At 67.7% G+C, this 19,761-nt stretch carries 21 protein-coding genes; 5 read left to right on the forward strand and 16 right to left on the reverse strand.

What is annotated here, in order from left to right; all coding sequences use genetic code 11:
* Positions 1-57 precede the first annotated feature (57 nt).
* Positions 58-435 (forward strand): hypothetical protein, encoded by a 378-nt coding sequence (locus tag MRBLWH7_RS05745; protein ID WP_342000022.1) that lies wholly within the window; start codon positions 58-60, stop codon positions 433-435.
* Positions 436-617: 182 nt separating this feature from the next.
* Here the strand turns inward: MRBLWH7_RS05745 and MRBLWH7_RS05750 are convergent, their stop codons facing one another.
* The 3 genes from MRBLWH7_RS05750 to MRBLWH7_RS05760 form a co-directional block, all read right to left on the reverse strand.
* Positions 618-1,628 carry an NAD(P)/FAD-dependent oxidoreductase gene (locus tag MRBLWH7_RS05750; protein ID WP_342000024.1) on the reverse strand — a complete coding sequence of 337 codons (1,011 nt, stop codon included), beginning with the start codon at positions 1,626-1,628 and terminating at the stop codon, positions 618-620.
* A gap of 55 nt (positions 1,629-1,683) precedes the next feature.
* Positions 1,684-1,896, reverse strand: coding sequence for a hypothetical protein (locus MRBLWH7_RS05755; RefSeq protein ID WP_342000026.1), 213 nt, complete (start codon positions 1,894-1,896; stop codon positions 1,684-1,686).
* Between the two features lie 107 nt (positions 1,897-2,003).
* Positions 2,004-2,819 (reverse strand): oxidoreductase, encoded by an 816-nt coding sequence (locus tag MRBLWH7_RS05760; RefSeq protein ID WP_342000028.1) that lies wholly within the window; start codon positions 2,817-2,819, stop codon positions 2,004-2,006.
* Positions 2,820-2,956: 137 nt separating this feature from the next.
* Here MRBLWH7_RS05760 and MRBLWH7_RS05765 point away from each other — a divergent pair, with 137 nt between their 5' ends.
* The gene (locus tag MRBLWH7_RS05765; RefSeq protein WP_342000030.1) at positions 2,957-3,580 is read left to right on the forward strand and encodes a TetR/AcrR family transcriptional regulator; all 624 of its coding nucleotides are present in this window, start codon (positions 2,957-2,959) and stop codon (positions 3,578-3,580) included.
* A gap of 195 nt (positions 3,581-3,775) precedes the next feature.
* Here MRBLWH7_RS05765 and MRBLWH7_RS05770 read toward each other — a convergent pair whose 3' ends face one another.
* Both MRBLWH7_RS05770 and MRBLWH7_RS05775 read right to left on the reverse strand, forming a co-directional pair.
* Entirely contained in the window at positions 3,776-4,543 is a 768-nt protein-coding gene (locus MRBLWH7_RS05770; RefSeq protein ID WP_342000033.1) for an NAD(P)H-hydrate epimerase, read from the reverse strand.
* Positions 4,540-5,622 carry a YhjD/YihY/BrkB family envelope integrity protein gene (locus MRBLWH7_RS05775; protein ID WP_342000035.1) on the reverse strand — a complete coding sequence of 361 codons (1,083 nt, stop codon included), beginning with the start codon at positions 5,620-5,622 and terminating at the stop codon, positions 4,540-4,542. Before MRBLWH7_RS05775 ends, MRBLWH7_RS05770 begins: the two co-directional genes overlap by 4 nt.
* An 85-nt stretch (positions 5,623-5,707) precedes the next feature.
* Here MRBLWH7_RS05775 and MRBLWH7_RS05780 point away from each other — a divergent pair, with 85 nt between their 5' ends.
* Positions 5,708-7,375 carry an ATPase, T2SS/T4P/T4SS family gene (locus MRBLWH7_RS05780; protein WP_342000037.1) on the forward strand — a complete coding sequence of 556 codons (1,668 nt, stop codon included), beginning with the start codon at positions 5,708-5,710 and terminating at the stop codon, positions 7,373-7,375.
* Between the two features lie 36 nt (positions 7,376-7,411).
* Here MRBLWH7_RS05780 and MRBLWH7_RS05785 read toward each other — a convergent pair whose 3' ends face one another.
* The 10 genes from MRBLWH7_RS05785 to MRBLWH7_RS05830 form a co-directional block, all read right to left on the reverse strand.
* Entirely contained in the window at positions 7,412-8,650 is a 1,239-nt protein-coding gene (locus MRBLWH7_RS05785) for a type II secretion system F family protein (protein ID WP_342000039.1), read from the reverse strand.
* Between the two features lies 1 nt (position 8,651).
* Positions 8,652-9,944, reverse strand: coding sequence for a type IV pilus twitching motility protein PilT (locus MRBLWH7_RS05790; RefSeq protein ID WP_342000041.1), 1,293 nt, complete (start codon positions 9,942-9,944; stop codon positions 8,652-8,654).
* Between the two features lie 5 nt (positions 9,945-9,949).
* Complete coding sequence (locus tag MRBLWH7_RS05795) at positions 9,950-10,633, reverse strand: hypothetical protein (RefSeq protein ID WP_342000043.1); 684 nt, start codon at positions 10,631-10,633, stop codon at positions 9,950-9,952.
* A 3-nt stretch (positions 10,634-10,636) separates the two neighbouring features.
* Positions 10,637-11,284 (reverse strand): hypothetical protein, encoded by a 648-nt coding sequence (locus MRBLWH7_RS05800; RefSeq protein ID WP_342000045.1) that lies wholly within the window; start codon positions 11,282-11,284, stop codon positions 10,637-10,639.
* Positions 11,281-12,315, reverse strand: a complete 1,035-nt coding sequence (gene pilM, locus MRBLWH7_RS05805) for a pilus assembly protein PilM (protein ID WP_342000047.1) — start codon at positions 12,313-12,315, stop codon at positions 11,281-11,283. Before pilM ends, MRBLWH7_RS05800 begins: the two co-directional genes overlap by 4 nt.
* 28 nt (positions 12,316-12,343) lie before the next feature.
* A complete protein-coding gene (locus tag MRBLWH7_RS05810) occupies positions 12,344-13,228 on the reverse strand; it encodes a prepilin peptidase (RefSeq protein WP_342000049.1) in 885 nt (294 codons plus the stop codon).
* Positions 13,229-13,231: 3 nt separating this feature from the next.
* Entirely contained in the window at positions 13,232-14,863 is a 1,632-nt protein-coding gene (locus MRBLWH7_RS05815; RefSeq protein ID WP_342000051.1) for a hypothetical protein, read from the reverse strand.
* A complete protein-coding gene (locus tag MRBLWH7_RS05820) occupies positions 14,854-15,384 on the reverse strand; it encodes a prepilin-type N-terminal cleavage/methylation domain-containing protein (protein WP_342000053.1) in 531 nt (176 codons plus the stop codon). The genes MRBLWH7_RS05815 and MRBLWH7_RS05820 overlap by 10 nt, the downstream gene beginning before the upstream one ends.
* Positions 15,381-15,761: a prepilin-type N-terminal cleavage/methylation domain-containing protein gene (locus MRBLWH7_RS05825; RefSeq protein ID WP_342000055.1), complete on the reverse strand. Its 381-nt coding sequence runs from the start codon at positions 15,759-15,761 to the stop codon at positions 15,381-15,383. Before MRBLWH7_RS05825 ends, MRBLWH7_RS05820 begins: the two co-directional genes overlap by 4 nt.
* Positions 15,762-15,847: 86 nt before the next feature.
* Positions 15,848-16,252: a type II secretion system protein gene (locus MRBLWH7_RS05830; protein ID WP_342000057.1), complete on the reverse strand. Its 405-nt coding sequence runs from the start codon at positions 16,250-16,252 to the stop codon at positions 15,848-15,850.
* Between the two features lie 427 nt (positions 16,253-16,679).
* Here MRBLWH7_RS05830 and MRBLWH7_RS05835 point away from each other — a divergent pair, with 427 nt between their 5' ends.
* Positions 16,680-17,120, forward strand: a complete 441-nt coding sequence (locus MRBLWH7_RS05835; RefSeq protein ID WP_342001938.1) for a DUF2510 domain-containing protein — start codon at positions 16,680-16,682, stop codon at positions 17,118-17,120.
* A gap of 93 nt (positions 17,121-17,213) precedes the next feature.
* On the forward strand, positions 17,214-18,599 hold the full coding sequence (locus tag MRBLWH7_RS05840) for a DUF222 domain-containing protein (RefSeq protein ID WP_342000058.1): 1,386 nt from the start codon (positions 17,214-17,216) through the stop codon (positions 18,597-18,599).
* A 76-nt stretch (positions 18,600-18,675) separates the two neighbouring features.
* Here the strand turns inward: MRBLWH7_RS05840 and MRBLWH7_RS05845 are convergent, their stop codons facing one another.
* Positions 18,676-19,734, reverse strand: coding sequence for a DUF2510 domain-containing protein (locus MRBLWH7_RS05845; RefSeq protein ID WP_342000060.1), 1,059 nt, complete (start codon positions 19,732-19,734; stop codon positions 18,676-18,678).
* Positions 19,735-19,761: the final 27 nt, after the last annotated feature.

Here is a 19,761-nt window from a genome sequence, read left to right on the forward strand (position 1 = left end):
GCGGGGTGGTACGCTCCCCGCACCGGCTGCCTCCGCCTGGGGAGATCGAGGTGCGTCATGGGCTCGAAGAAGCTGCTCATCACGGGTGCCGTGATCGCCGTCGTCGCGGCGGCCGCGATCATCGTGCCGGCCGTCGCGTCGGGCGTGCCGCTCGCTCGGGTGTTGCCCGCAACGAGCGTCGTCACACCGGATGACGCGCCGGGCGGACTGGGCAACGGCAAGGCGTGGGGCCATCGCAAGGACGATCCCGCATTCCCGGGTGACAACGGCAACGCGTGGGGGCACCACAAGGATTCACCCGACTTTCCCGGCGACAACGGCAGCGGCGACAGGCAGGAAGACGGTCCGGGCAACGGGAACGGCAAGGCCTGGGGACACCACAAGGACTCCCCCGACTTCCCCGGCAACAACGGCGACGATCAGAGCGACGACTAGGGCGTGTCTGACAATTGTCGGGTCCAGGCTATGGCGACTTGGATGAGGACGGCGGCGCGGTAGACGACGGCGTGCAGCGTCAGCCGCAGCGGTGAGCTTGGCAAGGACCCTGTCCCAGGTTCCGTCCGTCGCCAATGAAGGTGAGGCGAGAGGGTGACGGCCGAGATCTCAGGGCTTCAAGATCATCCTGTGAAACCTCTTGGGCTTACGTTGGCGATCTCCTGGAGGGCGGCGTCGGTGTCCGCTGTGGCCAGCATCCTGTTGATGTCGGCGCCCGCCAGTGCGCCGGCCGCGGCGGAGGCCCCGACCTGGGCGGTCAGATCGGTGGCGTTGCCGGCCACCCACACACCGGGCACCTCGGTGATGCCGGCCACGCCGGAGGCAAAACTGCGGCCTTTCGGCAGGTCCTGCACCGGCAGTCTCAGACCTTCCAGGCCCTGGGCGCGGATCTGCATGTGCGCGAGGACCGCGAGGACGCGGCGGGCCACGACCTGGCCGTCGGCCAGGCGTACACCGGCGAGGGCGCCGTCCTCGTCCTTGATGACCTCGGTGACCGGGGTGTCGATGACGCGGATGCCGCGGGCAGCGAAGCGGGCGCGGTTGTCCTCGTCCAGGTCAGTGCCGTGGGTGAAGTAGGTCAGGTCCTCGGTCAGCTGGCGGTACAGAAACGCGTGGTCGATGGAGACCGGGCCGGTGGCGAGGATACCGATGGGCTCATCGCGCACCTCCCAGCCGTGGCAGTACGGGCAGTGCACCACGCTGTGCCCCCAGTGCTCGGCGAGCCCGTGCACCTCCGGCAGCACATCCATGAGGCCGGTCGCCACCAGGATGCGGCGGGCGGTGATGCTGCGGCCGTCGGCCAGGGTGACGGTGAACCGCAGGTCTCCGCCCGCCGACGGGGCGGCAGGCTCGGCGGCGACGACCTCGCCGAACACGACGCGTCCGCCGTATTGGCGCACCTGCTCCCGGCCCCGTCGAAGGACCTCGGACGGCGGGGTGCCGTCCAGTGCGAGGAGGCCGTGCACGGCCTCCGCGGGCGCGTTGCGCGGGGAGCCACTGTCGATCACGACGACCGAGCGGCGGGAGCGGGCGAGGATCAGTGCGCCGTTCAGCCCCGCGGCGCCCCCGCCGATCACCACCGCGTCGACGGTCCCCTCGTCCAGGGCGTCGCTCGCGTACGGAGGTGTCGTCACAGCCATGGTCTCCTGCCTTTCCTTATCAGTCATGGTTCGGTCAGTCATGGTTCGGTCAGCCTTTCGAGTTCTGGGTGGTCATCCCGTACTTGAGGGGCGCGGGCATGCTCGCCCGCAAGTGCTCGTGCAGCTCCGCCTGGAGCGCTGGAGCGAGCGAAAGGTTGGGCGACCACTGACGCCAGAGGCGGTCGATGAGGGCGAGATCGCGGGCAGTGGCCAACCAGCCGCTCCCCGGCGGCAGGTCGAAAGTGACGTGCTTGAACTCCATTTGTGTTGAGCCCATTCCCAGAGCGGTCGGACGGGAGATGCTGAGGCCGGCTTCGATGTCTCTGTCCGGATATGGGCGTCTGCTCGGCTGCCTCGTGCTACTCGGGGTCAGCCGGCCAGCCGGTTGAGCTTGCGGATTTGTGTGTCGAAGGCGCGCGACGGCACGATCCGGCGCAGGAGGCTGACGCGTCCGGCCATCGGACCGGCGGTGTAGCGGAGCTTGGGCTTGGAGTCGGTGGAGGCCGCGACGATCACCTTCGCGACGACTTCCGGGGCGTCGGCGTTGCGCACGGCCGTGGCCAGGACGTCTCGGGAGATCTCCCGTTGTGCGGCGTAGATCGGCAGGGGCGAATCGGGTGCCAGGCTGCTCGCCTCGAAACTCGTGCTTGTGAAGGCCGGCTCGACCAGTAGCACGCGGACGCCGTGCTCGCGAAGCTCGTGGTCGACGGACTCCGAGTAGCCCTCGACCGCATACTTGGTGGCGGCGTAGGTGGCCATGAAAGGTGCTGGGATCAGACCGAGTACCGAAGAGACGTTGACCACGCGGCCACTGCCCTGAGCGCGCATGTGGGGCAGCACTGCGTTGGTCATCCGCATCAGGCCGAAGACGTTGATGTCGAAGACCTCCTTGGTCTGGTCGATCGAGCTCTCCTCGCCGGCGCCGACTGCGCCGACGCCTGCGTTGTTGACCAAGACATCGATTCGACCAAACCGATCAAGAACCTCGTCGACCAGAGAGCGGACAGATTCGTCGCTGGCCACGTCGAGATCGAGGAACGTCACCCCGGCGAGCGGCCCGGCGTTCGCCGCGTTGCGGCTCGTGCCGACCACCGCGTAGCCGGCGTTCACGAGGGCGAGCGCTGCTGCCCGCCCGATCCCGGAGGAAGCACCCGTCACGAGGGCTACGGGGGAAGCTGTCTGCATGTTGGTTCCTTCGGTTGTGGGCGTGACTTCGTCGTGCCCGGCGCGGGTCGCCAGACGTTTGTGTACTGAACAGTCAAGAACCTAGGCGGTTCTGTACTGATTTGTCAAATACGGCGGGTCGGCTCTACCGTTGGTGTATGGCGAGACCACGAAGCTTCGACCGCGACCATGTCCTGCATGCCGCCGAGCGGCAGTTCCGCACGACGGGCTACAACGGCACCAGCGTCGACGACATCAGCGCCGCCACCGGCCTCGGCCGCGGCAGCCTCTATGCCACGTTCGACGGCAAGCACGGCGTGCTGCTGCAGGCGATGGCCGGCTATTTCGCCCGGCTGGCACAAATTGCGCCGAAAGCGCTCGCCGGACCGGACGAGGGCGCTCTGGAACGACTGCATGGGTACCTGCTCCGCGCCGTCCACGGAGTGCCACTCGCCGCCGACGTACCCCCCGCCCCCGACCGGGCGGCGGCGGCCTGCTTCGCCGCCAAGATGGCCCTGGAACTCGGCACCTCCGACCCCGAGGTGAAACGCCTGGCCAACGACTGCTTCTCCGTGGTCGCGACGGCGGTGGCCGACTGTGTGCGAGCGGCGCAGCGCAACGGCGACATCGACCCCGACGCGGATCCCGACGACCTTGCGTACCTTCTGCTGACCATCGTCCGCGGGACCGACGTCGTAGGCGCATACGGCCACAGCCCCGCCCGCCTGACCTCGATCGCGGAGAGCGCGTTCGCCTTGCTGCCTCGCCGGCACCACCGCTGAGTAGGGCACGGCCGGCCCCGTTGAACAGGCACCTGATCCGGTCGGCCCACTTCGACGCCGCGGGGGCACGGCCCGGGCCCGCGACCAGATACGACAAGCACGCCATCGTCTACCGCGCCGCCGTCGTCATCCAAGCCGCCATCGCCCGACGATTGTCAGACACGTCCTCGTCGCGATGCCCCGGCTGCGCTGAGATCAGTCGGTCGACGCCGTCACGATTCGGGAGACGGATGCTGCGCCCACCGGTTCGACCGATGCCAGCGCCGGACCGAGACCGATGTCGACCAGGACGATATCGCCGGCGAGCTCCGCTCCGCGGCCGGTGACGAGGCCGGCCTTCACTGCGCCGAACGTGACGGTGACGGATGCTGCGAGCACGGCGTCGTCGGCCTCGCCGGTGTCGGGGTGCAGACCGCTGGGGATGTCGACGGCGATGACCCGCGGCATCCGTCCTCCTCTGCGGAAGTCGTCGAGGATCGCCGTGACCGCCTCGCGCGCCGTGCCGCGCAGGGACGGATCGCTCGAGGCGCCGATGCCGAGGATGCCGTCCACCACGATCGCATAGTGGCGCACGGCGTCGTCGACCTCGGGGAGGTCGACGCGACGGACTCCGGCGGCGACGGCGGTGGCGAGGGCGGTGACATGGAAGCGCTCGGAGACGAGGAGCGCGTCGACGTCGGCGACGCGGGAGAGGTGCGCGGCGGCGTAGAGGGCGTCGCCGCCGTTGTCGCCGGAGCCCACGAGCGCGAGCACGCGGGGCCGCAGCGCGAGCGGTGTCTCGCGGATCACGGGTTCGAGGACGCCGGTCATGGTGACGACGGTCTCGGGCGTGGCGAGCTCTGCGCGCACGACGTCGGCCAGGGCGGCGGCGGCGCGGCGCATGAGCGGGACTCCGGAGTCGAGCAGAGGGCGTTCCGCCGCACGCACCTGCTCGGCGGTGTAGGTCGGAACACGCTGGGTCATGTGCGGTCGACCCTCTCCGGGACGCGCTCCTGCTCGGCAGGGGTGTCGTCTGGGGCGGCTTTCGCCTCACGCTTCTGGGCGGCGAGCTTCTCGCGCTCGGCGTCGGCGCGCGCGTGCTCGAGCTCTTCGGTGGCCACGCGCACGGCATCCTCGGCCCGGCGCACCCGCCGCACCGCGAACGTCGGGGATCCGAAGCGCTCGCGGACGCGGTCGACCCGCTGACGTTCGCTCACGATGACCCAGGTGGATGCGAGGAGTATCACCTGCGCCGAGAGGTTCAGCCACAGCAGCAGGGCGATGAGCGAAGCGAACGAGGCGAGGAGCGGGTTCGAGCCGGCGCCGGCGACGAAGAGGGAGGAGAGCTGTTGCAGCACCGTCAGGCCGATCGCGCCGATGACGGCGCCCGACCAGAGCGAGGCGGGGTGTGCTTTGACCCCGCTGAGGGACACGAACGCGAGCGCCACGATGGCCACGTCGAGCAGGAACACCACGATGATCGAGACGGAGCGCGTGGCGAAGTCGGCGAACGGGCCGTGGCTGACGCCGAGCCAGTCCAGTGCCGCACCGACGAAGGAGGTGCCGACGAAGGTGGCGCCGGCCGACAGCACGAATCCACCGCCGATCGCGATGGCCAGGAGCAGGTTGCGCACGATCACCCAGATCCAGAACACGTCGTCGTGGACCTTGTCGGCGAGCGAACGCAACGCGACCCGCAGCGACCCGATGGCACCGATCGCCGCGCCGACGAGAGCGACGAGGGCGATGATGCCGGCGACCGTGAGGTCGGCCGGAGCTTCGATCGTCGAGACGTCGATGAGCCCGTCGTCTCCGGTTCCGAGCAGGCCAGGGATCGCAGCATCCACCGCGTCGACCAACGACTGCCACGCAGCAGGGTTGTCGGCGAGCCAGACCGAGGCGAACGAGAAGCCGAGCAGCACCCCCGCGAACACCGAGAACAGCGCCCGATAGGTGATGCTGTCGGAGAGCATGGGGCCCCGGCGTTCGAGGTAGTGGAACCAGACGCGCACCGGCCGGAGGGAGAGTGCCCAGGCCGTCAGCTTCGCGATCAGGTCCGCCATGGCGCCACCTTATCGAGTGCGTCAATCCTGAGGATCAGGCTTGACGTGCGGCAGATAGTCTGTCCCTCGGGGATAGGGGTGTGCCGTGAGAGGTCTTGCACAGACGCTGGTGCTCACAGGAGCCGTGAGGGCTGCCGACATGTCGGCCGCCCTCGCTCAGGTGGGCGAAGGTCCGGAGTTGCAGCGATTGCTGGTGAGCTCGAAGCTCGTGACCGAGGGGCAGGTCGCCGAGGCGATCGCCCTGCATACCGGCCATCGGTACGTCGACCTCGCCGAGATGCCGCTCGACCCGAACGTGGTCGCGCTGGTTCCCGGCGCTCTGTGCCGCAAGTACGGTCTCATCCCGGTCGACCGCCGCGGGGATCGCCTCACGGTGGGCGTGCTCGACCCGACCGACATCGTCGCGCTCGACGACGTCGCCTCCATCACGGATCTCTTCGTCGAACCCGTCGTGGTCGCGGAAGACGCGCTGACGAACATGTTCGAGCGGTTCCTGCGCTCGGACGAAGAGCTCAGCGAACTGTCGATGTCGATCGAGGAGTCGAGCGAGGCCACCGAGGCGGCCTTCACCGAGAGCCTCGAAGAGCAGGACGACTCGGCGCCGATCGTGCGCTTCGTGAATCTGCTCATCGCGCAGGCCATCAACGACCGTGCGAGCGACATCCACGTCGAGCCCGGCGAGAAGCAGCTGACCGTGCGGTTCCGCATCGACGGCGTGCTCCACGAGATGCAGAAGGCCGACCGCGCGATCCAGGACGGCATCATCTCGCGCCTGAAGATCATGTCGTCGATCGACATCGCCGAGAAGCGCAAGCCGCAGGACGGCCGCCTCTCGGTCACGCACGAGAACCGTACCGTCGACCTCCGCGTCGCGACGCTGCCCACGGTGTGGGGCGAGAAGATCGTCATGCGCATCCTCGACAACACCGGTCAGACCATGACGATGCGCGACCTGCTGTTCTCGAGCACCAACGAGAAGCGGTTCCGCGAGGCGATCACGAAGCCGCACGGGATGATCCTGGCGACCGGACCCACCGGTTCCGGAAAGTCGACAAGCCTGTACACCGCCCTGCGTTCGATCGCGAACCCGAAGATCAACGTCATCACCGTCGAGGACCCGGTCGAGTACCGCATCGCCGGCATCAATCAGGTGCAGGTGAACAACCGCGCCGGACTGACGTTCGCGACGGCACTGCGGTCGATCCTGCGGTCGGACCCGGATGTGGTGCTGGTCGGCGAGATCCGCGACTTCGAGACGGCGAACATCTCGATCGAGGCGGCTATGACGGGGCACTTGGTGCTGTCGACGCTGCACACGAACGACGCACCCTCTGCACTGACCCGGTTGACCGAGATCGGCTGCGAGCCGTTCCTCGTGGCGACGGCGTTGTCGGCGGTGATCGCCCAGCGATTGGCGCGGCGGCTGTGCATGCGCTGCCGTGAGCCGTTGGTGGAGCCGAGCGAGGTGCTCGCGGCGCTGGGCTTCCCACATGACCCGGCGGACGTGCCCGAGCTGTACAAGGCGATGGGATGCCCCGCCTGCAGCGGCACCGGGTACCGCGGGCGCGTGGCGCTGCACGAGGTCATGACGCTGAGCGACGAGCTCGAGTCGCTGGTGGTGACGCGCTCGACCGGATCGGAGATCCGTCAGGTGGCGCTCGAGCAGGGGATGATCTCGCTCCGCGAGGACGGGTGGTCCAAGGTCGCGCAGGGGCTCACGACGATCGAGGAAGTGCTCCGGGTCACGGTGTGATCTAGTCCCGGTTCCCGGTCGTCGAGTCCCCCACCCCTACGCCTGCTTCGCGAGCTCCCCGTAGAGAGTGAAGATCGGCAGGTACAGCGAGATCACCATGCCGCCGATCACGATGCCGAGGCCCACGATGAGGATGGGCTCGATCGTCGACGACAGCTGCGCCGTGGCCGTCTCGACCTCGTCCTCGTAGAAGTCCGCGATCGAGGCGAGCATGTCGACGAGCGTGCCCGACTCCTCGCCCACCGACACCATCTGCGGCACCATCGCCGGGAAGACCTCGGCCTTGGCCAGCGGCGCGGCGAACGAGCGGCCCTGGCGGATCGACTCCTGCACGTCGCGCACGGCCTGCTCGATCTTCCAGTTGTTCGACGCCTGCCCGACGATCGCGAGCGCCTGGATGATCGGCACACCGGCGTTGAGCATCATCGAGAGGTTCCGCGCGAAACGGGCGACCGCGATCTTCGTGGTCAGCTTGCCGAAGACGGGCATCTTCAGCTTGATCGGGTCGACGAACCGGCGGTACTGCTCGGTGTGCCGGTTCGCGCGCCACCAGACCAGCGTTACGACTACGACGAGAATGATCGCCGGGATGATCCACCACATGTTGTTGGAGATCGTCACGAGGATCTGCGTCGGCAGCGGCAGCGAGCTGCCGAGCCCCTTGAACATGCCCTCGAAGATCGGCACGACGAAGGTCACCATGACGAGCACGCCGATGATCGCGATCACGAGCACGATCGCCGGGTACGTCACCGCGGCGCGGATCTTGTTGTGCAGCTCGGCTTCGCGTTGGTAGTTGTCGGCGATCGACCCGAGCGCACTCCCGAGGAAGCCGCCCGCCTCCCCCACCTTGATGATCGACAGCATCAGCGGCGGGAAGGTCTGCGGATGCCGCGCCAGCGCCGCCGAGAACGACGACCCCGACTCGACGTCGGCCTGCACCTGCACGAGCGCCGGCTGCAGCTTCTTGTCATCGGTCTGCTCGATGAGGATCGAGAGAGTCCGCATCAGTGGCAGACCGGCATTGATGAGCCCGGCCATCTGCCGCGAGAACACCGCAAGCGTGCGCGCGGACACGGTCTTGGTCGCGCCTGGCAGCTTGATGTCTTTGTTCAAGCCGGTGTTGGACTTCAGCGTCACCTCGAGAGGCGTGAGCCCCTGAGCCTTGAGCTTGCCGGTGACGGCAGACTCGCTCGCGGCCTCGATGGTCCCCTTGACCACCGACCCGCCACGCGGGTCGACCGCCCGGTAGACGAACTCCTGCACGACGGCCATGTCAGCCCTCCCCGTTCGAGGCGGCCCACGCCTCGAGATCGTCGACGCCGCCCCACTCGACGTCCCGCGCCGTGGGATCGACGCGACCCCCGACGGTGGGTGTGCCGAAGCGGGATCCCATACCGATGCCGGTGCCCCGCGCTGCGTTCGCTGCCGGAGCCGCAAGCTCCCCCTGCCGCCATTCGCCGGCGTGGTGCGCCCACTCCTCCGCGTCGAGATCGCGCGGCTTGATGTAGACGCCGTCGAGGCTCTTCGGGTCGACCGCGAAGTCCACGGCGACGTTGCGCGCGATGGTGCCTTCGGCGACGAGGCGACGAAGGTCCTGATCGAGCGTGTGCATGCCGATCTCCGAGCCCGCCTGCATCGCCGAGTAGATCTGAGCGACCTGACCCTCACGGATCATGTTCGCGACGGCCGGCGTGTTGATGAGCACCTCGGTGGCGATCGTGCGGCCATTCACCTGCGCGAGCGGCAGCAGCGTCTGGCTGATGATGCCCTGGAGCGTGTCGCCCAGCTGCGTGCGGATCTGGTGCTGCTGGTCGGCGGGAAACACGTCGATGATGCGGTTGATGCTCTTGGCCGCGCCCTGCGTGTGCAGGGTCGAGAGCACGAGGTGGCCGGTCTCGGCGGCTGACAGGGCGGTCGAGATCGACTCGGGGTCACGGAGCTCGCCGATGAGGATCACGTCGGGGTCCTGGCGAAGCACACGACGCAGCGCCTCGGCGAACGAGTTCGTGTCGCGCCCGACCTCGCGCTGGTGGACGAGCGAGCGCTTGGACTGGTGGTGGAACTCGATCGGGTCTTCGATCGTGACGATGTGCGCCGGCACGAGCTGGTTGACGATGTCGACCATCGCGGTGAGCGTCGTGGACTTGCCCGAGCCTGTCGGGCCGGTGAGCAGCACGAGACCGCGAGGGCGGAGGGCCAGGTCGCGAGCGATCGCGGGCGCGCCCAGCTCCTCGAGCGAGTACACCCGGTCGGGGATGTAGCGCAGGGCGATCGCGATCGAGCCGAGCTGCCGATAAACGTTCGTACGGAACCGGCCGATGCCCGCTGTCGCGTGCGCGAGGTCGACCTCGCCGTGCTCGAGGAATTCGGCGCGCTGCCCTTCTGTCATGAGGGCGAACGCGGTCCGCTCGACCCAATCGGCCGACAGCGGGGTCGGGTACGCCTCGATGGGCACGAGGTCCCCGTCGACGCGCAGCAGTGGCGGCGCATCGGCGGTGATGTGAACGTCCGATGCGCGGTGCCGAGCGCCGTACGCGAGGAGCGTTTCGAAGTCGAGGTCGTCCATGGTCGTCACCCTTCCTCGTCGATGTAGCTCAGGGCGGTGATCTGGATGTCGACGGTGCCTTCCCCGCTCTGCGTCATCGTGACCGCCATGCTGTTCAGCAGGCGCGGGCCGGCGCGCAGCGCGTCGACGAACGCGGTCACCTGCGCCATGTCCGCCGCGGTGGCGCTGATCACGAAGTCGACCTGCTGGCGACCAGCTGCGACGGCGGCATCGGGTGCCGCTGCCGCGTTCGCCTCGGTCGCGTTCGGGTCGGCGGTCGCGTTCAGGTCGGTCGCAGCATCCGTCGCCTCCGGTGCAGGAGCGGCTGCCGCAGCCGCCGGGTCCCCGTCCGTCGCACCGGTGCGGGTCGCGTACACGACCTGCTCCCCCGCCGTGACGGATGTGATGGCGACACCGGATGCCGCGGCCGCATTGCCGACGACCTCGAAGACGTCGTCGTACTGCCCCGTGGCGGGGATCTGCGATCGCAGCCCCGCGACGTTCGCGGTGATCTCGTCGAGGTTCTCCTGCTGAGCGGTGAGTTCGTCGACCTGCGCCTGGTAGAGCGCGTTCGTGCTCGCGACGGTCGCGGTCTGTCCGTCGACCGTGACGGCCTGGAAATAGAGAGGCATGGCGACGAGGAACACACCCAGGGCGATGACGCCCAGCGAGACGATCAGACCGATGGCGGTCACGAGGTGCTTGGGCATCGTTCACTCACCCCCTTCTTCGGCCGCGAACTCTTTCGAGTACACGGACTGGTCGAACTCGACGTTCAGTAGATACGAGAAGCGGTCTGCCGATACCTGGCTCGAGGTCACCGACTGCCCGTCGGCGTACAGGACGCCTTCCACCCCGCGGAGGGAGCGGATGAGAGCCACGACGTCGAGCGGGGTCGGGCTGTCGAAGGTGACGGTGCCGACGAGACCCGGCTCGACGGCCGGGTCGTCGCCCTGCGGCACACCGCCGACGGCGAGGTCCAGGCCGGTGATCGTCGTGTCGGCCGGCAGCACGCCGGTGATCTTCGCCATCACGGGCGCCCAGGCGAGGTCGGTCGCCATGGCGTCGGTGCGGAAGTCCGTGAGCTCCGACTCGGTCGCCAGCGCCTGGCTGACCTCCGAAAGCGACGCGATCTCGGTGAGGAGCGCGTTGGTCCGGGCCTGCTCGGCGACCAGTCGCTGGTCCGCGAAGAACTTGAAGGCGAACGCACCGGCGATGATGAGCACCGCGACGACGATGGCCGCGAGGGCGATCCACACCCACAGCCGCACCAGCGAGTCGCGCTCGCGCCGCACGATCTCGCTGCGCGGCATGAGGTTGACGCGGGGTGCTCCCGAGAACGGGACGGGGATGGCGGTCATTTCGAGGCCTCCCCGAGTGCGATGCCGACGGTGCCGACGAGGTTCAGCGCGACCTCACCGGCGGGCGGCGGCGTCGAGATCGAGATCACGTCACCCACCGAGACGACGGCCATCGGGGTGTCGATGGCGGCGCCCAACGCAGGCAGGACGCCTTCGACTCCGGCGCCGGCGCCCGTGACGAACATCCGTGTCAGCGGCGCTGCCGTCGGGCGGCTGCCGAAGAAGGCGAGCGTGCTCCGGAGGCGGGCCGCGAGGTCGGAGACACCGGGGGGCGTGGCCGCGCGGATGGCACCGCGCGTGCGAGCGGGTGCGGCGAGGCCTGTGGACGCGCCCATGCCGTTCCCGGCGACGGCGAGCTCGAGCTCAGGCTCAGCGACCTCTGCGCTGTGCCGACGGCTCGCCGCAGTGGCGACGTCGATCGGCAGCAAGCGCACGAAAAGCGGAACGCCTCCTCGCGAGATCACGACCTGCGTGGTGTGATCCCCGATGTTCACCGTCGCCACGGTCTCCTCGCGGGACGCCAGCGGTGCCGTGACGCGAGCGAGGCCGAACGCCGAGAGGTCGACCGCCTGCGCGCGTACCTTGATCTTCGCGAGCGTCGAGATGATCTGCTCGATGTTCTCCGACACGGCCGCGACGAGCAAACCCGAGACCTGGTCTCCGTCCTGCGACAGCGGGAAGAAGTCGAGCACGGCCTGGCTGGCGGGGACGGGCAGCAGGTCCTGCACCTGGTACGGCAGCGCCTCGCGCAGCAGATCAGGCCGCATCGCCTGAGTCGTGTACTCGCGCACCAGGATGCGGCGGCTCGCGACGCCGAGAACGGCATCCTTGCTCTTGAATCTGGCGCCCGTCCACAGCTGCCGGAGCGCGACCGCGACGGCGCCCGAGTCGAGCACCTCTGAGTCGCGCGCCGCCTCGGGCGGCAGCGGCACTTCCCCGTAGGCGACGAGCTGGGGTTTGCGACCGAGCGAGATCTCCGCGGCGCGGACACTCTCTTCGGTCACCTCCAGCCCGACAATCGTCTTCCCCATGACTTCCCCTTCCCCCAAGACGTCGGCGTCAAGCGCCGACGAAGAGATTCACGTACCACTTGCCGACGGCCTCGCCGGCGAACACCCCTGTCCAGGCGCCGAGGATCATCCACGGCCCGAACGGAATGGCGGTCTTGCGTCCGGCGCGACGCAGCAGCAGCAGCGCGATGCCGAACACTCCCCCGTACAGGAAGGCCGCGAACGCCCCCACAGCGAGCGCACCCCATCCCAGCCAGCCGAGGTAGATACCCACAACCCCGGCGAGTTTCACGTCTCCCCCGCCCATGCCGCCCGGCCGGGCCGCGCGCAGCAGGAAGTAGAAGAGGTACAGCACTGCCATGCCGATACCGGCCATGAGCAGCAGGCCCCACTCGCCCGTCAGCCACGCGGCGATGGTGAACAGAATGCCGGCCACGAGGTAGCTCGGCAGCACGATGCTGTTCGGCAGACGGTGAGTGTCGAGGTCGATGAGCGTCAGCACGATCGAGATCGCGGCGAAGTAGAGGTACGCGACGATGACGAGGCCGAGCGCCCAGAGATCGGCGGGACGGACGACGCCGTCGACCTGTGGCGACGCGAGGTAGGTCGGCAGGTTCGTGCCGAGAAGTCCTTCGTAGACGACGGTGCCCCACCATGTGACGACCGCGAAGGCGATACCCGTGACCGCTTCGACGATCGGGTACCGCAACGAGATCGGCGCCTTGCAATTCGCGCACTTCCCGCGCAATGCGATCCACGAGACGACTGGTACGTTCTGCCACCACTTGATCGCCGTGTCGCAATGCGGGCAGCGGCTCTCGCGCATCAGGGAGATCTTCGCCGGCACCCGGTAGGCGACGACGTTGAGGAACGACCCGATGACCAGGCCGAGGATCCCGGCGATGACGGTGAGGAAGACGATGAATGGAGTCATGCGCTAACGCTCTGACTGGTACGCGAGATTGTCCAATCGCGTGACCGTGTTCGAGGGGTCGAAGATGCCCCCGGTTCCCTTGATGCCGCAGCTGATGGTGGGCAGAGTCGGAGCCCAAGACATCGGCATGCAGGTGAATGTTCCTCCATTGAGGTGGAGGCCATCGCTGCCCATGTATAGCTGACCGGACATGGTCAGCGACATAGTGCTGCCGATGCCGCATGCGCTATAGATCAGTGTCCGAACGTTGTTGGTCGTTCCCGCGGAGAACTTGTCGAGCACTGACGACGCGCATGCCGGAGGTCGTCCATCGCTTCCATTCGGATCGAGGTGCACGATCAAGAGCTGAGGTCCGGCGGCCAGAGTTGTTCCGGTCGGACGGGAGATAGTCCCGGTCAGTTCGAGGTCCATCTTCTCCGCTGCGGGGACGAGGATGACGACATCACGCGCCACCGTGACATTGCCGGGGGCGACCTTGATGCCGCTGCCGCCTGCGGGGCACCCTGTCATGTCAATGACGGCGCGAGTGCCAGTTGCGCTGAGGACGGCCTGCAGCTCTGCGGTGCTGCACACCGTGCCGGCAGCTGGCGCGTAGACGGGCAATGCTGCGGAGCTCCACGTCGTCGAGGCGGTCAGCTCTATCCACGCCGTCGCCGCGAACACCTGCTCGAGCGTCGGAGAGATCACGGGTGTGGGCTCGCCGGTCAGGACTGGTACGGGCGTGGTTCCGTCAGCCTTCGTCCAGTCCGCAGGGACGTGATCGACCATCGCGAGGTGGGTCCTGAAGGAACCGTCGACCTTGCCCTTGCCGTTCTTGGTGTCGATGTTGCCCGCGGCGTAGACGTCGCCTCCGACGCTGACGCCGTTCACATTGAGTTTGATCTGCCCGGCGACGGAGATGACATCGCCGCCCACGGTGAACTTCTTGTTCTTGATTTCGATCGCGTCACGGGCATAGACGCTGCCGGTGACGGTGCAGTCGTCAGTGATCGTCAGCCCGCCGCGGAGGACCCAGAGGTCGCCGTCTATGGCGCCCGTCGCGCCGTTGTTGCATTCGTAGTCACCCTCGCGGATGACGAGATCACCGGTGTAGGTCGACTTCGTCGCCTTGAACTCCCCCTCGAAGAAGGCGACGGTGCCGGAGGGGGTCGTCGCCGGCCCGTGGTACCACGGGTACACGGCGTCAACAGTCGTCTGTGCGTCGTCCGTGCCGGTGCCGGTAGATCGGATGACAACCCACTTCGTCGTGGGCGTGGGACATGTGGCGGTGACCCCGGTCGCGTCCCAACCGGTCGGCTTGACTGCGGCCTCCGACGAGCGGATCGAATAAGAGAAGACCGGCGACGTGCCTGCGGTCGAGTTCGCAGACATGGCCACAGAAGCGCAGTTGAGGCCGGTCGAGGTGATCGCGGACTTGATGGACGCAACCGCGGTGTCGCGGCCCGATTCGGCTGCGATGAACGCCTGCGTTCGGTCCTTGTTATCGACGTTGGCACCAATGGTGAATACGACTGAGGCAGCAATGGTCGCAGCAATGATGAAGCCGACGAACATGACGACGACAACCGTGACAAGGACGGCACCGCTCTCGTCCTGCTGACGTGTGCGGTTCAGAAACCGATCGATCACCAGCATCCGTCGCTCCCTGTGTCTTGAATCGACCGTGGCAGAACATCGCCCACGAAGGTCACGGGCGAGGCATCGGTTGTGATCTTGAATGTGTAGGTGACTGAGCCTGCAGTCGTGCGCGCGAGGTACGGCGTGGTTCCCTGCTTCTCGATGCCGGACTGCCACGCCGGCCAGGCAGTGTTCGGGGATGTCAGCGCTGCCGACGCGGTTGTGAACTGGGCCTCCGTGTCGGTGATTCGAAATCCCTGGCACTTGAGTTCGCCTGTGAGGGAAGTCCGCACCCGCAGCACGGTCCCGCTCTCGGTGACCTCGAAATACAGGGCGTTGCGCATCGCCCGTTCGATCGTCGAGGATACGAGTTGTCCGCGATTCGTCGCTTGCGTCACCGTGGTCACCTGCTCCTGCGTCTTCCAGGAATTGACGAAGATCGTCGCCACAGCGGCGATCACGATGCCTGTGATGACGATCGCGACAATGAACTCGATCAGGCCGAGCCCATCGTCGTCCGCGCGCGTCGTGGAAGTCATGGGATGTAGATGAGTGCGGTCGTCGTCGCGAGGGTGCGTCCCTCGCCGTCGACGTTGATGGTCAGTGTTGCGGTGCCACCGGGTGCACATCCAGCGACGGTGCTAGTGGACGTCGATAGCTGGACCCCCCGTCCGTCGACAACCGCCGGCCGTGAGGCGATCGCAGAGAGGTAGAGGCACGTCGGGGTCGCGCGTGCGTCGTCAATCAACGAGTTCATGTAGCGCGTAGCGGTGGCCGTGGATGCCTGTTGTGACGAGAGCACAATGCCTTGCCAAAGAGCCGGCAGGATGGCGATCGCGACCACGCCAAGAAGGAACATGGCGATGATCACTTCAACCAACCCAAAACCCGTCTCAGAGTTTGAATGTGATTGCATCGACGTGCCTTCCGCCTAGGGATTGAGTCTCCTGATAGCAGGGGCCGAGAACCAGGCAACTGGCCCTCGGTCCCCCACAATCTTGGCTACTTGCAGGCGGTCCCGTTTGCCAGAGCCCCGGGACCCGCGTAAACGGTGGTCTGACCCGTCTTCGCGGCGCTAACACAAACGTCGGTGACAGAGGTGCCCTTAGCGAGCGCGGTCGTGATCTGGCCACTGCCACCAGAAGCAGCAGCTTCGGCCGGAGTCGGACTCGCTGCGTCATCCGCAAACGCGGCGGCGGCCGCCGTGGCCCCGCTCGCCGCGGCCGCCGTGAGCGCGTTCTTCTCGGCGGTCGCCTGGATGTTGGCGAAGATCGGGATCGCGATCGCGACCAGGATCCCCAGGATCACAACAACGATGATGAGTTCAATGAGGGAAAAGCCCTCTTCACCCTCTTCTTCGCGACGACGCTTGGCGGCGTCAATGTAGTTCTTGATGGTTGCACGCATGGCGCTTGTCTCCCCAGTTGAGTTGAGTGGTCAACTCCGACAGACCGGCGCCACGAAACGCACGCCGGTCTCAGTCATCCCCAGTAACGAAAATCCCAGATCCTGTCGGAGCTGGGTTTGAGACACACGCGCAAAGCGTGAATCCCCTCCCGCCATAGAACCTCTCACCCGCCCTGGCAACCTGTCAACGACGGCGCGCGCAGTGTTCCCCTAAGAAAGCCTCAGTCAGACCGCGCGAAGACCTTGCCGCGCAAGTCGTGTGACCCAGTACTCTGGCGCCCTGGGGAAGCAGCGGGCGGCAGCATCCGTCGTCCGTTCGAAGGACCGGGGAGACCTCAATGACGACGTCACGCACGCGAGGTTCGGCAATCGAACGATGAGCGCCGATGGGCCCACCCCGCAGGCGCAACTGCCGCCGCCGGGATGAATCTACGACCCGTCGACGGAGCAGACCCGCTGGTGGGACGGCGTGGCCTGGACGCACCATGTGCTCCCGCCGACCACGGCGCCGACGTACGGGGCGACGTTCGGCACCGACCCCAAGCAGAACGCGCCCGCGACGGCGAAGAACGGGCCGGCGAGAGCGGCGCTCATCCTGATCCTCGTGCAGCTGCTCGGCTCTTTCGGGATCGCGGCGCTCGCCTTCGCCGTCGGATCGCAGATCCTGCAGTACCTCTGGCTGTTCGGCATCCTGTCGCTGCTGTGGTTCCTCATGGCCGTGGCTGCGTTCGTGCTCGCGATCGTCGGCATGGTGATCGCGGTGCGGCGCCCGACGCGCAAGCGCGAGGCGGTGTTCGCGCTCGTGCTCACGTCGATCGCGATGGTCTGGATTGTGCTCCGTACCGTCGCGTCCGTCTTGCCGTACTGAGCGACTCAGCTCGCCGGGCGGGGGCGCGGCATCTGTCGCGCCGTCGCCTCGTAGCTTTGGTCGAATGTCGGAGCCCCTCCGTAGTCTGAACATGTGAACCTTTCATCGCCACTGGACGAGCTGGACCCGTGGATCGACGATCCCGACGGCTTCCTCTCGGAGGCAGAGGCGCTCGAACTGGGCATCGAGCCGCCAGAGTTCGACGTCGCTGAGCTCGACGCCAGCGGCGAGTCACACACTGCCGCGATGCATGAACTCGAGGGCATCAACGCCCGCGCTCGAGTCCTCGTCGCCGACGAGTACGCGGGAATCGCGAATGTGCTCAAGGATGCGGCAGCCTGCCCTGATCCGTGGGTCGGCCCGGATCCGACGCTGGATCCTGCGTGGCTCGATCCGCAGGGACGGTCCGCGGCGGCCGTGCGCGCCGAGCGGCGGAACATCGCGGTGCGAGCCGCGGCACTCGAGCTCTCGGTGCGGTTGGGTATGTCGGAGAACGCGGTTCGTACCCGGGCGGCGCACGCCGACACGCTGCGCGAGCGATGCCCGAAGATCTGGGAGGCGTTCCGGTCGGGGCGCATCGTCGCGCAGAACGCGGCGACGGCGGCGGCGCAGGCCGCGACTCTCCCCGCTCGTGCAAAGGACGCCTGGGCGAAGTTCGACGAGCAGCTCGCCGGGTCGGCGCAGACGCTCGCGCCGGGAAAGTTCCGCGTGCGGGCCAGGGTCGTCCGCGAACTCGTGCACCCCGAGCACATCGATGAGCGGCACAAGCGGGCGAACGACGAGCGAAACGTCTGGTTCCAGCGTGAGGCCGACGGCATGGCCTCCTACACGGTGTTCACCACTGCCGACCAGGTGATCGCTCTTGAACGGTACGCGGATGCGCTCGCCCGACACCTACGCGCCCAGGAAGGTGAGGAGCGCACGCTCGCACAGCTCCGTGCAGACATCGTGGTCGACCTCACCGCACGAGGCATGTCGCACGCCGCCGAGTCCGGCACCTGGCGTGCGCGCGCATCCGTGGCGATCACGGTGCCGGTCCTGACACTTCTCGGACAGGACGACGAGCCGGCCACGCTAGACGGCTACGGGCCGATCGACACCGAGACCGCGCGGCGGCTTGCCGGTGACGCAACCAGCTGGGTCCGCATCCTCACCCACCCCGTCACCGGCACGGTTCTCGACGTCGACCGCACCACCTACCGCGTTCCGAACGCGCTGCGACGGTGGCTCGGGGTCCGTGACCAGGTCTGCACCGGGCCGGGATGCATGAGATCCGCCCGAGATTGCGACATCGACCACCTGCTCGACTGGCAGTACGGCGGGAAGACCGCCGACACCAACACGGGTCCGCTCTGCGAACCACACCATGTGATCAAGACCAAGAGCAAATGGGTGCTCTATCGCGATGAGATCACCGGCGCGAGATCGTGGGTGTCGCCCACCTCGTTGACGGTCCCGGTGGAACCACCACCGTTCTGACGCACGCTCCACCGCAACGCCCGCACTCGGCGGCGCCGCACGACGGCGCGGTCGCACGCGCGAACGACACGCGCCCTCAGTTCAAGATCGCGAGTGCCTGCTGCGTGGCGACGATCGCAAGCCACGCCACGAGCCCGATCGACACGGCGACGGCGATCCCCGACATGAGCCTGCTCGTCCGGCGCTGCGTCGCCACGATCAACCCGCCGATCGCGAGGAAGAACGCGCCGGCGGCGAACGCCACGCTGACCAGGCTGACCAGGCCCGCCACGGACTCGTTCCAGCCACTCAGCCAGAACACGACCGCCAAGCCGCCGAGCGCGGCCACGACGATCAGCACGATCGACGCGCGCGCCGGGATGTTCGCCGGAGCAGCCTCGGGAAGTGGCGGACGCATCTCCCCGACGTACGAGCTCGACATCGGCTGATACACGATCGGCGTCGGCAGCCGATCGTCGACCGGCGCGGGACGCCGGGGCACGATCTGGTCGGGAAAGGTCTCGCCCTTCGCAACCCGGGAGCCGTTCGTCGCGACCTCGTGCGGTGCCGACGCACGAGGAGCCGAAGCGGCAGGCGGCGTCGGGGCGGGCGCAGAGCCTTCGAGTTCCGGCGCGACGGACGGCGGATCCACGGATGCCTCCTCCCGGGCCGCAGCGGGCTCAGCCAGCGACGACGGAGCCGGCCACACCGCGGCCGCATGCGGCTCCTCGTGCTCAGCGGCAACCGGGACGGATGCCTCGACCACCTCCGCGTGCGAAGGCTCGAGCGACTCGTCGCCCAGCGACGACGGAGCCGGCCACACCGCAGCCTCATGCGGCTCCTGGGCGACCGACGCCAGCTCGGGCGACGCAGCCGCCGCACCGGGAACCTCCGACGCTTCGCCAGGAGCAGCATCCACGCCCGCCGCATCCGAATCCGCCGCCCGCTGCGCACGCAACTGAGCCCGACTCATCGGCGGGCCATGCGCCGTGCTCGCACCACCCGCGACGTCCGTGGCATCCGTGGCGGCAGCATCCGTCGTCAGCGGACGGTAGTCCTCCGTCCACGCAGCGCCGTTCCACCACCGCAGGCGGTCAGCACGCGAGTCGTCCTCGTACCATCCGGGCGGCGGTCCCCCCTGAGACCCGTCCGTCATCATGCTCCCCAGCACAGTGATTCTCGA

The sequence above is a fragment of the Microbacterium sp. LWH7-1.2 genome (assembly GCF_038397755.1).
Lineage (GTDB): Bacteria > Actinomycetota > Actinomycetes > Actinomycetales > Microbacteriaceae > Microbacterium.

What these genes read in the sequence shown, in the direction of transcription:
- MRBLWH7_RS05745 (WP_342000022.1), top strand. Translation starts at nt 58, where the DNA reads ATGGGCTCGAAGAAGCTGCTCATCACGGGTGCCGTGATCGCCGTCGTC.
- MRBLWH7_RS05755 (WP_342000026.1), bottom strand. Translation starts at nt 1,896, where the DNA reads ATGGAGTTCAAGCACGTCACTTTCGACCTGCCGCCGGGGAGCGGCTGG.
- MRBLWH7_RS05760 (WP_342000028.1), bottom strand. Translation starts at nt 2,819, where the DNA reads ATGCAGACAGCTTCCCCCGTAGCCCTCGTGACGGGTGCTTCCTCCGGG.
- MRBLWH7_RS05765 (WP_342000030.1), top strand. Translation starts at nt 2,957, where the DNA reads ATGGCGAGACCACGAAGCTTCGACCGCGACCATGTCCTGCATGCCGCC.
- MRBLWH7_RS05770 (WP_342000033.1), bottom strand. Translation starts at nt 4,543, where the DNA reads ATGACCCAGCGTGTTCCGACCTACACCGCCGAGCAGGTGCGTGCGGCG.
- MRBLWH7_RS05775 (WP_342000035.1), bottom strand. Translation starts at nt 5,622, where the DNA reads ATGGCGGACCTGATCGCGAAGCTGACGGCCTGGGCACTCTCCCTCCGG.
- MRBLWH7_RS05785 (WP_342000039.1), bottom strand. Translation starts at nt 8,650, where the DNA reads ATGGCCGTCGTGCAGGAGTTCGTCTACCGGGCGGTCGACCCGCGTGGC.
- MRBLWH7_RS05790 (WP_342000041.1), bottom strand. Translation starts at nt 9,944, where the DNA reads ATGGACGACCTCGACTTCGAAACGCTCCTCGCGTACGGCGCTCGGCAC.
- MRBLWH7_RS05795 (WP_342000043.1), bottom strand. Translation starts at nt 10,633, where the DNA reads ATGCCCAAGCACCTCGTGACCGCCATCGGTCTGATCGTCTCGCTGGGC.
- MRBLWH7_RS05800 (WP_342000045.1), bottom strand. Translation starts at nt 11,284, where the DNA reads ATGACCGCCATCCCCGTCCCGTTCTCGGGAGCACCCCGCGTCAACCTC.
- pilM (WP_342000047.1), bottom strand. Translation starts at nt 12,315, where the DNA reads ATGGGGAAGACGATTGTCGGGCTGGAGGTGACCGAAGAGAGTGTCCGC.
- MRBLWH7_RS05810 (WP_342000049.1), bottom strand. Translation starts at nt 13,228, where the DNA reads ATGACTCCATTCATCGTCTTCCTCACCGTCATCGCCGGGATCCTCGGC.
- MRBLWH7_RS05815 (WP_342000051.1), bottom strand. Translation starts at nt 14,863, where the DNA reads ATGCTGGTGATCGATCGGTTTCTGAACCGCACACGTCAGCAGGACGAG.
- MRBLWH7_RS05820 (WP_342000053.1), bottom strand. Translation starts at nt 15,384, where the DNA reads ATGACTTCCACGACGCGCGCGGACGACGATGGGCTCGGCCTGATCGAG.
- MRBLWH7_RS05825 (WP_342000055.1), bottom strand. Translation starts at nt 15,761, where the DNA reads ATGCAATCACATTCAAACTCTGAGACGGGTTTTGGGTTGGTTGAAGTG.
- MRBLWH7_RS05830 (WP_342000057.1), bottom strand. Translation starts at nt 16,252, where the DNA reads ATGCGTGCAACCATCAAGAACTACATTGACGCCGCCAAGCGTCGTCGC.
- MRBLWH7_RS05845 (WP_342000060.1), bottom strand. Translation starts at nt 19,734, where the DNA reads ATGACGGACGGGTCTCAGGGGGGACCGCCGCCCGGATGGTACGAGGAC.